The 14,909-nt window shown below is 73.8% G+C and carries 7 protein-coding genes; all 7 read right to left on the bottom strand.

Going from position 1 to position 14,909, the window contains the following annotated elements; translation table 11 throughout:
- Positions 1–2: 2 nt before the first annotated feature.
- The gene (locus AC4H2G_RS00915) at positions 3–857 is read right to left on the bottom strand and encodes a PP2C family protein-serine/threonine phosphatase (protein ID WP_494363897.1); all 855 of its coding nucleotides are present in this window, start codon (positions 855–857) and stop codon (positions 3–5) included.
- On the bottom strand, positions 854–2,584 hold the full coding sequence (locus AC4H2G_RS00910; protein WP_494363896.1) for an RDD family protein: 1,731 nt from the start codon (positions 2,582–2,584) through the stop codon (positions 854–856). Before AC4H2G_RS00910 ends, AC4H2G_RS00915 begins: the two co-directional genes overlap by 4 nt.
- A complete protein-coding gene (locus AC4H2G_RS00905) occupies positions 2,584–5,109 on the bottom strand; it encodes a transglutaminaseTgpA domain-containing protein (protein ID WP_494363895.1) in 2,526 nt (841 codons plus the stop codon). Before AC4H2G_RS00905 ends, AC4H2G_RS00910 begins: the two co-directional genes overlap by 1 nt.
- Positions 5,109–6,401 carry a DUF58 domain-containing protein gene (locus AC4H2G_RS00900; protein ID WP_494363894.1) on the bottom strand — a complete coding sequence of 431 codons (1,293 nt, stop codon included), beginning with the start codon at positions 6,399–6,401 and terminating at the stop codon, positions 5,109–5,111. The genes AC4H2G_RS00905 and AC4H2G_RS00900 overlap by 1 nt, the downstream gene beginning before the upstream one ends.
- Positions 6,402–6,480: 79 nt before the next feature.
- Positions 6,481–7,455 (bottom strand): AAA family ATPase, encoded by a 975-nt coding sequence (locus tag AC4H2G_RS00895; RefSeq protein WP_494363893.1) that lies wholly within the window; start codon positions 7,453–7,455, stop codon positions 6,481–6,483.
- A gap of 61 nt (positions 7,456–7,516) precedes the next feature.
- Positions 7,517–13,501, bottom strand: a complete 5,985-nt coding sequence (locus AC4H2G_RS00890) for an Ig-like domain-containing protein (RefSeq protein ID WP_494363892.1) — start codon at positions 13,499–13,501, stop codon at positions 7,517–7,519.
- Between the two features lie 390 nt (positions 13,502–13,891).
- A complete protein-coding gene (locus AC4H2G_RS00885; RefSeq protein ID WP_494363891.1) occupies positions 13,892–14,896 on the bottom strand; it encodes a polyprenyl synthetase family protein in 1,005 nt (334 codons plus the stop codon).
- Positions 14,897–14,909 lie beyond the last annotated feature (13 nt).

Below are 14,909 nucleotides of genomic sequence, written 5' to 3'. Positions count from 1 at the left end.
CGTCACGCCATGCCCCCCATCTGGAGTCGAGCCTCTCTCGGCAAGGTGTCCTCGTCGACCGTCGAACCCGGCTCGGACGACCGATCCCGCGGTGCCGTGCTCCCGCCGCTCGTGTCGTCGGACACGCCCGTCGCGTCGACGACGACGACTGTGATGTTATCCCGGCCGCCGGCCACGATGGCCTCGTGCACGAGACGCTCGGCGGCGCCCTGCGGGTCCGGGTTCTCGAGGAGCACCTCGGTGATCCGTTCGTCCGACAGCTCGCCCGTGAGGCCGTCGGAGCAGACCAGGATCCGGTCGTGCCGGTGGATCGGGACGTACCAGAAGTCGGCCTGCGGCTCCCCGCGGGAACCCAGCGCGCGCGTCACGACGTGCCGGCGCGGGTGCGTGAGCGCCTCGCTCGGGGTGAGCAGACCGGCGTCCACCATCTCCTGGACCTCCGAGTGGTCCACGCTCACCTGCTCCAGGCGCCCGCCGGACAAGTGGTAGGTGCGCGAGTCGCCGACGTTGACCACGAGCCAGTACGGGTTGCCGTCCTGCTCGGCCACCGCGACGCCCGTCACCGTGGTCCCGGCGCCGCGCCCGGGCTCGGTCGTGATCGCGCGGACGTTCTCCTGCGCGACCGCGAGGTGCGTGCGGACGTCGTCGGGCGTCACGGTCTCGAGGTCGGCGAGCGGCCGCAGGGCGTCGACGGCGGTCGCGCTCGCCACCTCGCCCGCGTCGTGCCCGCCCATGCCGTCGGCGACGACGAACACGGAGCGCGAGACGAGGAAGCGGTCCTCGTTGAGGAGTCGACGGGCGCCGCGGTGGGAGGCGGCGCCCCAGGTGAGATGCACCTCGGTCGCGGGTGCCGTCATGCCGGGCCCGGGTGCACGACGAGGCGTCGGTCACCCACGTGGATCGTCGCGCCGACCGGGACGCGGACACGTGCGCCCGGCGCCGCGACGCGCGGAGCCGCGCCGGGGACGGACACGACGGTCCCGTTGGTCGAGCCGCGGTCGCTCACCCACAGGCCGTCCGGGTCGACGCCGAGCTCGACGTGCGTCTTCGAGACCGACCGCGTCGGGTCCTCGACGGCGACGAGGATCCAGTCCTCCCCGTCGGCGGGCTGGGGGTTGCGTCCGACGAGCGCGGGGCCGTCGACGACGCGTCGCTCGCCGGACTCGAGCTCGAGCACGACGGTCACGACCGGCGCGGGCTCCATGGCCCGGACCTCGCGCGCGCCCATGCGCGTGCTGTCCCACTCCGGGTCCTCGGGCTCCGCGACCGGGCCCGGGGCCTGGACCGCTTGGGCCAGGACGGGCGAGACCGGTGGGGCCGCCGCGACGGGCGCCGGCTGCGGGGGCGCCTCGGGTGAGCGGGGCGGCTGACCTGCGCCGGGCTGCTGCCCCGTGTGTGCGGGGGCCGCGGGTCCGGAAGCTCCCGGGACGCCGGTGATCAGGCCCCCACCGCTGCTCGCGGGCGAGGGTGCCGACGACGGGAAGGCCCACGGGTCCGGCAGCGGCGCCGGGGGCTGCCCCGGGTGCCCGGCCGGCGTCGCGGCGGGCGCTCCCGACGGTGCCCCGCTCGTCGGCGCACCCGTGGGGCGGGGCGGGGCGGGGGGCGCGTACCCGGTCGGCGAGGCCACGGTCGGGTACCCCGGGGTGGGGGCCGGCGCGTAACCGCCGGGAGCGGCGGGCGCGTAGCCGCCGGGCGTCGCGGCGGGCGCGTACCCGGTCGACGGACCGTACGCGCCGTGCGCGGGGTAGCCCGCACCGGCCGCGTTGCCGGGGGCCGGCGGGACGAGCGACGCGACGCCGTCGTACCCGTCGCGCGCGGTGGCGACGCCGCGGGCGTCGACGACCACGGCCTTCGCGACCTTGTCCTGCCAGCCCTGCCGGCGGCCGGACGAGTCGAAGGCCGGGCTGAGGACGACGACGAGCTGCCCGATGCCGAACGCGATCGACCCCGCGCCGACGACGAGCCAGCGCAGGAACGCCCGGCCGAAGCCGACCGGCGCGCGGGTGGCCGCGTCGAGCGTGCGGATCCCGGTCGCGAGGTTGCCCAGGGTCTTGCCCGTGGTGCCCTCCCAGAACCAGACGCCGACCCACCACGCGATCGCGATCACCCCGGCGAGGACGTAGACCCCGAGCAGCTTGCCGACGATCGCCGACGCTTCCTCGGCGCTCACGGTCTGCACGCCGCCCAGGAGCGGGACACCGGCGACCGCCGTCCCGACGAGGAGCACGACGCCCAGGACGACCCCGATCGCGGCGCCGTCGACCAGGTAGGCGAGGAAGCGCCGGCCGACGCCCGCGTACGGCGCCGTGAGCAGCGTCGGCCCGCCGGACGACGGCGCGCCCAGCACGGCCTTCTGCGTCGCCGTGTAGACCTCGGGCTCCGTCGTGGTGTCGGGCGAGGCGCCGCCGGAGGCGAACGGCGGCAGGCCGGGTCCTCCGGCGGCGGCCTGGACACCGCCCTGCGGCCCGGCCACGGCCGAGGCGACCGGGCGACCGGTCCGCGGGAACGGCTGGCCGCACACGGCGCAGAACGCCGAGCCCGACGACTGCGCGGACCCGCACGCGGCGCACGTCACGTCCGTCATCACTTCTCTCCCTGCTCCGTCGCGGAGCCCGTCGTCGGGTTCCGCGACGACGTGGTCGTCGGTGTCGAGCCGCGCCGGAACCACGACGTCAGTCGTCGCGTCCCGGCCCGACCGGCGGACCGGGCCGAGCGCAGCGACCGGGTCGACAGCGCGGCGCGGATCCGGGCACGCCGGTTCACGGAGGAGCGTAGCCCTCCGACGACGCCGTCGACGTCCGCCCAGAACGCCTCGATCTCCTGCTCGGTCGGCTCCTCCGCCCCGAACACCGTCGCGTCGGCGCGGTGCGCGAGCGGGATGGTCGTCGTCGCGCCGAAGGTCTGCGCGATCACGCCCGCCCCCTCGCGCCGGGTGGAGCCGGACGGGACCGGCGTCCCGAGGTCGGTCGCCGCGTCGAGCACCTCCCGCCAGCCGCCGCTCACCCGGTCGACCGGGCGCTCGGCCGCGCGTCGGCGGGCCCGACGACGCGACTTGTAGGCCAGGATCAGCACGATCGGCAGGGCGAGGAGCGCGAGCGGGACGGCCACGGCGACACCGATGACCAGGACCGTGCCCCAGTCGAACCCGTCGCTGTCGGCCTTCTCCTTGTCCTCGTCGTCGACCTTGCCGGCCTCGGCCTCCGCGGGCTCCTCCGGGGGCTCCGGGTCCTCGAGCACCGGCGGCTTCGGGACCTGCAGGCTCTTCGGCTCCGGCTGGATCTTGTTGTCCTCGTCCGGGATCGCCGTGATCGGCACCCAGCCGTGGCCGACGAACGGCACCTCGGCCCACGCGTGGACGTCGGCCCCCGTCGCGGTAAACGGCTCCCCCGGCTCGAGCGGGTTCTTCTCGTCGGGGTAGAAGCCCATGACGACGCGCGCCGGGATCCCCGCCTGGTTCGCCATGAGGGCGAGCGCGACGGCGAACTGCTCGTCGTCGCCGACCATCTCGTCGTCCGCGAGCAGCGTGTCGATGCGCTCCGCCGAGTGGCCGGGGCGTGAGGGCGGCTGGTTGTCCAGCCCGCTCGAGAAGATGCCGCTCGCGACGAGCCCGTCGCGCAGCGCGAAGAGCTGCTCGACCGGGTCGGTCTCCTCACCCATGAACTGCGCGCCCTTGCCCGCGAGCGAGGCGGGCAGCAGGCCCTTGGGCGTCTGCGGCACCGGGACCTGGTCGATCGCACCGGCCCGCAGGTCCTCCTCGGTGGGCTCCGGCATCACGCGCGTGGCGACGGTGTAGCTGTCCCCCGGCTGCAGGCCGGCGGTCGTCAGCGCCGTGCCCGTCGTCGCGTTGTAGTACGTGCCGTCGGCGAGCTCCCGCGCGCGGTCGCCGGTGTACGAGATGCCCGCGAGCGTGCCCGTCTCCGGGACCCACACGCCCGAGTAGTCGCCGACGACGACGTCGAGGGTCGCCTCGGTGCCCGGCGCGACGGTCGCGATCTCCTCGCCGGCCCGGGTGTACACGCCCGACCCCGGCAGGCCGCTCGACGCGTCGTAGACGACGCCGTTGTAGGCGTCGAGCGTCGCGAGCCGGACCTTCGTGCCCGCGGGGAGACCGCGGACCGTGAAGAGCTCGGCCTCCTTCATGTCCTTGGCGTACTTGCGGAACGCCGTGAGCGGGCTGACGTACTCGTGGAGGTCGAGGGGGGGCACGACGGTCTCGCGCAGCACGGTGCGCGGTTCGTCGGGCAGCAGGACCGGGCCGCCGAACGCGGCGGCCACACCGCCGACGGCGAGCATCGCCGCGCCGGCGCGCACGCGGTGCCACCACAGGCGTCGCGTGGCGGCCCTGCTCGCCTCGGTCGTGACCTGGTGCGCGCCGAGCCGTGCCGCCGTGACGCGCCAGCTCGCCCACAGCAGACCGACGATCCCGACCACGAGACCCTGCGCCACGGGGTAGGCCGCGATGACCGTCCCGAGGAGGATCACGCCGACGAACGTCACGACCAGCGGGACGAGCGCCCAGGCGGCGTGCTTCGCGCGCCACGCGATCGAGCCGGCGACGAGCGCCGTGACCATCATCAGCACGTATGGCACCACGGCGAGCTCCGGGAAGGAGTGCAGCGGCGGGACCGTCGTCACGAACTCCTTCCACCCGATGACGGCGCCGAGGAGCAGGTCCCGGACCGTGTCGAGCGACGGCAGCACGCCGCCGATCGCGTCGGCGGGCAGCGCGAGCGCGCCGCCGAGCAGGACGTAGGCCACGACCGCGACCGCGAGGACGGTCACGGCGGGCCAGCGCCGCCAGGCCCCGAGCCACGCGACGCCGAGGCCGACGACGACGCCCCCGACCGCAGGCAGGAGGTAGCCGGTGGAGCCCCAGACGGGCGCGAACCCGACGACCGTCGCGCCGAGCACGACGACGAGGGCGACGGCGTCGATCGCGCCCAGCGCCGTGAGTGCACGAGGACGTCCCTCGCGCAGGCGGGTCGTGCCCCGACGGGACGTGCCGGAGGACGTCCCGGACGGAGCGCCGGACGCAGCGCCCGACGGGTTGCCGGGCTGCCCCGACGGCGCGCGGCGCGAACCGCGGGTGGTGGTACCGGTGGCGCTCATCAGTCGTTCAGCCTCCGCAGGGCGAGCGGGAGCTCGCCGAGCTCCCCGATCGTCAGGACCACGAGCTCGGCGATCGCGTGCCGGCTCAGCGACGCCCCCGGGACGCACTGGATCGCCATGACCCGCACGTCCTGGGGCAGCCGCGCCGACGCCGCGCGGAGCTCGGTCGGCGTCACGCGCGACCCGACGATGAACGCCACGACGGACGCGTCGGTGATCGTCAGGCCCGCGACGCGAGCGACGTCGACGAGCGACGCCCGCTGCGACCGGGTCTCCACGCGCGCGAGGTCGTCGAGCAGCCGCGTGCGGTGGTCGCCGCGCAGGTTGCCGTCGTTGACGAGCACGGTGACCCCGCGGTCCTCCTTGATGGCCTGGAGCCCGAGCGAACCGCACGCGCTCACGGCGAGCTCGAACTCGTCGTCGGTCGCGTAGTCCTCGGAACGCGTGGACAGGAGCACCGCGAGGTGCGAGCGCCGCGTCTCCTCGAACTGGCGGACCATGAGCTGGCCCGTGCGCGCCGTCGTCTTCCAGTGGATGTGGCGCCGGTCGTCCCCGGGGACGTAGTCCCGCAGCGCGTGGAACGAGACGTCCGAGTTCGAGATGTCGGTCGTGACGCGACCCTCGAGGTCCTTGAGGTAGCCCGTCGACGACCCGGAGAGGTTCTTCACGCGCGGGTGCACGAACAGCTCCTCCGGCTCCGTCCACACGACCTCGCGGCGCAGGAGCGCCAGCGGGTCGGCCCGGACCGAGCGGACCGGCCCGACGGAGATCACGGACCGCCGGTGGGTCGGCACGGTGAAGATCTCCTCGTGGTTCGCCCCCGGACGCAGGCGCGGGACGGGGAACGTCGCCATGCCCTGACCGACGGGCAGCTCCATGACCGACGGGAGCAGCGGGCGCGACGAGTCGTTCTTCACGTCGAGCCGGCCCACCGCCCGGTCGCCGACGGTCACCCGGCGCTGAGCCAGGTCGAGCACGACGGCGTAGCGGAAACGCCCGAGCACGAAGACGACCGCCGCGAGCAGCGCGACCGTGAGGAGGATCGCCACGACGACCAGCTCGAGCCACGAGTAGCGCAGCCCCGCCCACCACGCGGCGACCGCCGCGACGATCGTGGCCCAGCCGAGCGGGCTCACCGCGGACGTCACCGGCTCGAGCGGTGCGAGCGCCCGGCCGACCCCGGACAGGGCGCGGGCCAGCGCCTCCCGGAGGGGACGCAGGAGCCCGGCGAGCGCCGTCGACGGCGGGGTGCCGGCGGTCGCGCCGCGGGATCGGGGTCGTGAGGCGTTCATCGTCCTGCTCTCGGAACGGGTCCTGCGAGGTGGGTGGTGGCGGGCGGTCCGCACCGCCGGCGAAGGCGGCGCGGCCCGGTCAGGCGCTGCGGCGTTCCTGCGGCGCGGCGACGTCGGCGAGGAGTCGGCCGAGCACCGCCTCGGCGGTCGCGCCCGCGAACTCGGCCTCGGGGTCGAGGACGAAGCGGTGCGCCCAGACGGGCTGCGCGAGCTCCTTGACGTCGTCGGGCAGCACGTAGTTGCGGCCGTGCGCCGCCGCCCAGACCTTGGTGGCCCGCACCAGCGCGAGCGCACCACGGACGGAGACACCGACACGGCTCTCCGGGGCGTTGCGCGTCTCCTCGGCGAGCCGGGAGATGTACTCGAGGACGGCGCCGTCGACGTGCACGCGCGCGCCCAGCTCTGCCATCTCGGTGACCGCCTGCGTCGTGATGAGCGGCTGCAGCGTCTTGCTGCGATCGCGCACCGACGCGCCCATGAGGATCTCGACCGTCGACGCGTGGTCGGGGTAGCCGATCGACGTCTTCATGAGGAAGCGGTCGAGCTGCGCCTCGGGCAGCCGGTAGGTGCCGGCCTGCTCGATGGGGTTCTGCGTCGCGATGACCATGAACGGGCGGCCGACCTCGTGCCCGACGCCGTCGACCGTGACCCGCCCCTCCTCCATGACCTCGAGGAGCGCCGACTGCGTCTTCGGCGAGGCGCGGTTGATCTCGTCCGCGAGGACGATCGACGCGAAGATCGGGCCGGGGTGGAAGTCGAACTTGCCCGACTTCTGGTCGTAGATCGTCACGCCCGTGACGTCGGAGGGCAGCAGGTCCGGCGTGAACTGGATGCGCTGCTGCGTGCCCTGGACGCTCGCCGCGATCGCTCGCGCGAGCGACGTCTTGCCGGTGCCCGGCGCGTCCTCGAGGAGGACGTGGCCCTCCGACAGCATGCACGTCAGCACGAGGCGCACGACGTGCGGCTTGCCCAGCACGGCCTGGCCGACGTTGCCGACGAGGCGGTCGAAGGTCTGAGCGAACCAGGAGGCCTGCTCGGGGGTCATCGTGGTCATGTCGCTGCTCTCTCGTGATGCGGTCGTGCGCTCGTCGCGCCGTGGTCTGAGGGGTAGAGGGTCACCAGGGGACCGGGGTCACCCAGCTCTGCTGGCCGGCGCCCTCCATGCGGACGCGGACCTGGTTCCCGGAGAAGCCGTACCAGCACCCGAGGTCGCTCGTGGTCCCGCTGCCCTCGAGCGTGAAGGGCTCACGGTAGCCACCGCCGACGAGCGTCCAGGACCCGCCCTCGAAGTCCTCGCAGACGAAGACGTAGTTGCCCCGGGGCAGGTCGGTGTACTTCACGCGGAAGTAGTTCATGCCACCTCCGGCGCTCGAGCCATGGACCACCCGAAGGTCCGGGTTGGGCGGCGGCGGGCACGCGTCGGTCCTCCCCGTGTCGCTGTGCCACGGACCCCAGCCCGCCGCGTTGTGGGCGCGCGCCTGGAGGGTGTAGGTCTTCCCGCACGCGTTCGGCACCCCGACGTTCGAGGTCCCGTTGCCCGAGTTGTTCGCGTCTCCCGAGAGCTGCCACTGGACCTGGTCGATGGCGTCGCCGCCGTTGCCGTTCGTCGCGATCGTGAAGTGGCCGTCGTTGCCGTTGCGCACCCAGCGGACCGTCGGGGCGTCCGGGGTGGTGTACGGCTTCACGGAGCCGGACTTCGCGGTCCAGGCGGAGCACCCGGCCGCGTTGCACGCGCGGACGTCGAACGAGTAGCCCGTCCCGTTCGACAGCCCGGTGAACGTGTACGTGGTGTCCGTCGTCTTCCGCGTGGTGGAGCTGTTCGCGCGCACGTCGTACGTCACGGCGTTGCCGTTCGCGTCGGCGGCACCGAACGTGACCCGCGCCTTGCCGCTCGTGTCCCCGGAGATCAGGGACGCCGACGGCCGGCCCGGGGTGCCCGGCTTGCCGTACGGGATGACGTCGTTCGACCGGCCGCTGGCTCCGCTCTTCCCGGCCTTGTTCTCCGCGACGACGCTGAACGCGTACGTGGACTCGACGTCGAGGTTCGTCGCCGAGTACGACGTGGAGCTGCCGGCGACCGCGACCGGGCTGCCGTCGGGCGAGCCGTTGCGGTAGCGCTGCAGATGGTAGGTCTTCACCGCGTCGCCGTTCTCGAACGGCGCGGACCACGTGACCGCGATGACACCACCGTTGACGGCGCTCTCCGTGCGCGCGGCGTTCGGCGCCGCCGGCGCGTCCGGGACGCCTGCCGGGATCATCGCCGTGGAGAGGTCGCCCCACTCCGACGGTTCGGGGGCGTCGTTCACGGCCTGGACCTGAACCTGGTACGAGGTGCCGTTCTTCAGGCCGGTCCACTCGTAGGTGGTGCCCTCGACGCACGTCCTGTCGGTGCCGCCGCCCGCGGTGATGCGGAGGTTGACGCACGTGATCGCGGACCGGTCGGTGTAGGTCGCGTTCTCCCACGTGACGGTGAGGGACTCGTCGCCGAACTCGAGGGTGGGCGCGGCGGGCGGGTCGGGCTTCTCGTCCGGGCGCGCGACGGCCGAGGGCGGGGAGGCGGGTCCGTCGTCGACGGCGTTGGTCGCGAACACGGTGAACGTGTACTCGACGTCGTTCGTCAGCCCGTCCAGGGTGCAGGTCGTGGTCCCGCACGCCTTCTCGTACCCGTTCTGGGAGCGCACGGTGTAGCCCGTGATCTCGGCGCCGTTGTTGTTCGGCGGGTCCCAGGACAGCACGACCGTCTCGGAGCGCACCTCCTCGACCTGCGGCGTCGTGGGGGCGTCCGGCTTGCCGAGCACCGTGAGCTGGACGCGGCCCTCGACCTCGCGGTCAGGATCCTTCGTCGCGTCCTGCACGCGGTAGCGCACGACCATGACCCCGACGAAGTCCGGCTGAGGGGTCACGGTGACGTCGGAGCCGTCGAACGACACGGACTGGCTCGCGCCCGTCTCGACGATCGCGTCCAGGATCGTGAGCGGGGTGTCGGGGAACGGGTTGGAGTCGTTGGCCAGGACGTCGACCGTGGTCGGCTTGCCCTGGTGGGCGTCGTCCACCGTGTCGTCGTTCGCCCGCACGAGCGGCTTGGTGGACGCCACCACGGTCAGCGCCGCGGCGCCGTCGACAGGTGGGTGGTTGGTGTCGGTCACGGTGAGCGGGACCTGCACGACGGTGCCCTTGGGGGTGTCCGGTGCGGCCTGGGCGTGCAGGGTCGCGCCCTCGAGCGTGAGCGTGATGCCGGGCGCCTCACCGGTCACCTGGAAGGTGAGCGGGTCGCCGTCGGCGTCGGTGGCGAACCGGGTGAGGTCCACCGACGCCTCCTCCCCCGCCGCGACGTCGAGCGTCGGCGTGCCGATCATCTCCGGCGCCAGGTTCTCGGGCGGCAGCACCGTGATCGGGAGCGTGAGCAGCGCGGTGTTGCCCTCCGGGTCGTCCGGCCCGGAACCGTCGGTCACCTCGAACGTCACCGCGGCCGGACCGACGTACCCCTCGCTCGGGGTGTACGTGATCTGGGTCGCGGACGGCACCTCGCGCGACCCCTCGAGCGCGGTCACGGTGTCCTCCGTCGTGAGGCGCGGCGTCCGGCCCTCGACCACGAGGACGTAGTCGGTGATGTCGATCTCCAGCGACTGCCCGGCGCTGACCTCCAGCGGGGTGATGCCCGGCCGCAGCGTCGGGACCTGGTCCAGCATGCCCGGGACCTTGACGAACGCCTTGGCGGTGAGCCCGTCGGCGTCGGTCACCGTGTAGGTGACGATCTGCCGCCTCTCCGTGAGGGTGACCTCGAGCCCGCCGTCCTCGGTCACCGTCACGCCCGTGGCGTCGGTGGTGACCTCCAGCTCGGTCGCGACCCCGTCCGGGTCGTCGTCGTTGTCCAGCACCGGGACCGGGACGCTCGTCCGGCCGAGGATGCTCTCGACGGGCACGGCGTCGTCGCGCGCGACGGGGGGCAGCAGCGGCGCGTCGGCGGCCACGTTCACGGTGATCGCGCCGGTGGCGCGCGCGCCGTAGGTGTCCTGGATGCCGTAGTAGAACGTGTAGGCACCCTCGTCCGCCGGGGACGTGATGACGACGCGGTCCCCCACGACCTCGGGGTCCATGCCCTGGGAGTCCTCCAGCTCGGACGGCACCAGACCGACCTGGTCCCCGTCCGGGTCGGTGTCGTTGACCAGTGCGGCGACGGCGACCGGGCGGTCCGGCCGGACGGTGATCTCGTCGTCCACCGCGACGGGTGGCTGGTTGGTCTCGGCCGGGCGGGAGATGCCGACGCGCACGGTCCCCGTCGCCGTCGCGCCGCGCGCGTCGAGCACCGAGTACGTGAACGTGTCCAGGCCGGTGGAGCTCTTCGACGCGCTGTACTCGAGGCTCCCGTCGACCACGCGCGCGGTGCCCTTGCCCGCCGGAGAGGCGACCCCCGTGAGCTGCACCGAGTCGCCGTCGGGGTCGACGCCGTCGAGGGGCACGGCCACGCGGACCGAGGAACCGGCCAGCACGCGAGCCTCCACGTCGCGGGGCACCGGGGCGGCGTTGTCCTCGCCGTCGCGGATGCGGATCGTGACCTGGGCGGAGTCCTCCTGCCCGTTCGCGTCGCGCACGCGGTAGATCGCATACGCCGTACCGGCCGCCGACCCCGCCTTGAACCGCAGCGTGTCCTCGGAGACGAACGCCTCGCCCAGCGTCGGGTCGACGTCCTGCTCGAGCTCGGGCTGCAGGAACAGCTCGAGACCGTCCGGGTGCGTGTCGTTCTTCAGCACGGGGATCGTCACCACGTCGCCGGCGTGCACGGTCACCTCGTCGGCCACCGCCCGGGGGGGCCGCAGCTCCGACGGAGCCGGCACCGGCACGACCCGCACCTGTCCCACCGACGTCTCGGTCCCGTTGGAGACCGTGTACTCGATCGTCACGGGGCCGGCCAGCGCCCGCAGCTCCGTGATCCGGAGCATCTGGTGGGCCAGCACGGCGACCGACACGCCCGCGTCGTCGGGCACCGTGACCGACTGGACCACGAGGACCCCGCCCGCCGGGTCGGTGTCGTTCGCCAGCACGTCGACCAGCGTCTTCCCGCCCGTCGGCAGCAGCGCCGTGTCGGCCACGACGACCGGGGCACCGCCGCCCTCGGGGGGCATCACGACGTCGACCCGCACCAGCCCCGCCGTGACGTTCGGCCCGTCCGTCACCTCGTACGTCAGGTCGTACGACCGTGGCTCGTTCGACAGGAACGTGAACGTCCCCGCGTCGTAGTTCGCCGTGATCTGGGCGGGCGCAGACTCCGACACCGTCGCGAGCCGGAGTGCGTCCGCGTTCGGGTCGGTGTCGTTGCGCAGCGGCTCGACGGTCACCGGCTGGCCGGCGAGCACGACGACGTGGTCGCTCACGGCGATCGGTGGTTCGTCGCCCGCGACCACGTCGACGAGCAGCTTGCCCTCCGCGATGCCGCCCAGGCCGTCGGCCACCGCGAGCGTCACGACCTTGCGACCGGTCGACCCGCCGCCGTCGCGGAACTCCACCGACCCGTCCGGCCGGAAGCGCACGTCGTCTCCCGCCACCGTCGCGTCCGCCGAGGCGAGGTAGAGGTCGTCGCCGTCCGGATCCTTGAAGAACGGCAGCACCTTGATCGTGGCCGCACCGCCCTGCCCGACCTTGAGCACCGGGTCGCCGGTCTGCTGCGGCGGCTCGTTCTCCGTGGTCGGCGAGACCTTCAGCGACACGGACGCCTCCGCGACGCCACCGCGACCGTCGGACACCGCATACCGGAAGCCGTACGTCCCGGCGGCGTCCGGCGGGACCACGACCTGCAGCGCCGCGCCGCCGATCACCTGCTGGACCTCGACGCCCTCGGGTCCCTCACCCACCACCGAGGCCGTCATGACGTCGCCGTCCGGGTCGACGTCGTTCGCGAGCACCGGCACGATCGTCGAACGCCCCGGGCGCGCCCCGAGCACGTCGTCCTTCGGCTGCGGCGGCTTGTTCGGCTGCGACCGGTCCGCGATGAACTGGTCCACCTGCTCCGGGTTGGTCAGCTCGGCGTCGGACTCCTCGCCCTCGGCCTCCTCCGGGATGACCACGTCCCAGTCGTCGACCTTCTCGTACTCGTCCGCCGCCATCCACAGCGTCCCCGACGACAGGTCGTTGAGCACGATCACGTGCCGGTTCACGCGGTACTCCAGGCGCGCCTGCGGGTCCACGCCCTCGAGCCGCTTGTCGAGGTCGCGGTCGGTGCCGGGACAGTCCCGGATCACCTGTCCCGTCGTCGACCACGCCGCGTACGTGCAGCCGTCGAGCTGCGCGGGCGCGTTCGCCACACCCTCCGCACGGCGGACCTGCGCGTCCCCGCCACCGAGGGGCTGCGTCACGAGACCGGTGGACGTCGCCACGACGACGTTCTCCGACGCCTCCGACGGCTGCTGCAGCACGGCGCCGTCCGCGCCGTCGAGCGTCAGCGACTCCCCGCCGGGGAGAATCAGCCGGCCACCGGACCGGTCCAGGACGACCGGCTCGTCGCCCACCGTCGTCACGGCGACCTCGGCGCCCGCGGCGACGGGCAGCGACGACGTCGTCGGGTCGCCCTCGGGCTCGCCCCCGGCCGTCCGGACGGTGACCAGCTCACCGCTCGCCGGGTCCGCGACGTAGACCGTGCCGTCACGCGAGACCGCCAGCGCACCGTCACCCTCGAGATCGGCGACCGGCTCCGTCTCCCCCGCGTCGAATGACGTCGCACCCCCGAAGGGCAGAACCCACAGCAGGCCCTCCTCGCCGTCGAAGATCGCCGTCGCCCCGCCGCCCGACGCCACGTCCGCCCCGGCAGGGAGTCGGATCTGCCCGTCGAGCGTCAGGTGCGCCACGTCGATCGGCGCCGCGGCCGATGCGCCGTCGTCGTCGAGCAGCACCTGCTCCGCGTCCTGCTGGACGTCGAACGACGCCGAGCCGGCCACCAACGACCCGTCCATGGCCTGCGACTCGTAGTTGAACCGCCCGAGCAGACCGGCCGACGTCTTCGTCACCCACACGCCCGAGTCGTTCAGCTCGACGTCGGCCGTGGCCTCGCCCTCGGAGAACCACGCGAGCCCGACCAGCGCCGTCGAGAACACCGACACCGCCGTCACCGATGCCACGGTGCGTCGGTTGTCGTTCAGGCGCGCCAGAAAGCCCACTGGTCCTCCGAGATCGGGTCGGTGGCGACCGGCTTCCGTCGTGTCCCCCGTCGCTCCGTGTCGCCGGGCCCCGCACCGATCGCGCACACGAGGATAGCGTCCTCGTGTGTCGGTTTCGTCACTGCCTCATGGGGAGTTGTCCCCCGTCCGGTGATCGGACGCCGGCGGCGTCGGGCGGTTGCGGGAACGCCGACGGGCCCCACGGGAGGCATGTTCGCAGGTCATCGATGCCTATGGCAACGATCGAGGTGGACCGCCCGACCCGTTCCGCGGCCGAGGACGAGGCGCCCGGATCTCACCCGCCGACGGACGGCGTCGAGGCGCGCGAGGCCCTCCGACCCGTCAGGCGGCGCGGTCCGCGAGCGCCTCCGCGAAGGACCGGAGCGCGTCGACGACGGGGCCGTCGGGCAGACCGTCGAGCTCGCCTGCCGCGTCACGGGCCCAGCGCACGGCCAGCGCACGCGTCTGGCCCACGACCTCGTGGCGGCGCAGGGCGGCCACGGCGTCGGCGAGCGCGGCGTCGTCGGACAGGTCCGAGTCGAGGAGCTCGACGAGCGCGACGTCCGCCGCATCGGCCGAGCCGTCCGCGACCCGCGCCCGCAGCAGGAGGACGGGCATCGTCGGGACCTTCTCGCGCAGGTCGGTGCCGGGCGTCTTGCCGGACTCGTCGCCGGTCGACGCGAGGTCGAGCACGTCGTCGGCGAGCTGGAACGCGACCCCGAGGCGTTCCCCGTAGGCGGCGACGGTGTCGACCGTGCGCTCGTCGCAGCCCGCGAACATCGAGCCGAGGCGGGCCGACGTGGACAGGAGCGACGCCGTCTTGTCGGCGAGCACCTGGAGGTAGTGCCCGACGGGGTCCTCGCCCTCGCCGGGGCCGACCGTCTCGTGGAGCTGGCCGAGGCACAGTCGCTCGAACGTGCGCGCCTGGATGAGCACGGCCTCGGGACCGAGCGCCGCGACCGTCGAGGCCGCACGCGCGAAGAGCAGGTCGCCGACCATGATCGCGACGGAGTTGCCGAAGACGGCGTGCGCGGCGGGCGCCCCGCGCCGTACGGCCGCGGAGTCCATCACGTCGTCGTGGTAGAGCGACGCGAGGTGCGTGAGCTCCACGACGACGGCGGCCTCCACCACCTCGGAACGGTCCCCGTCGCCGAGCTCCGCCGCGAGCAGCGTGAGCAGCGGCCGCAGCCGCTTGCCGCCGGCGTTGACGAGGTGGCGCGACGCCGTGTCGGCGAGCGGTTCGGCGTGCGCGACGGCGTCCCGCAGCCGGGTCTCCACACCCGCGAGCCGCTGCGTGAGGAGGGCGGCGAGCTCGGGGTCCGAGATCGGGATGGCGGTGGTCGTCACGGGGGTCGTCCGT

Source organism: Cellulosimicrobium sp. BMG9.23 (genome assembly GCF_059159985.1).
The sequence above is the reverse complement of the archived record's forward strand: the minus strand, read 5'-3'. Positions and strand labels throughout refer to the sequence as shown.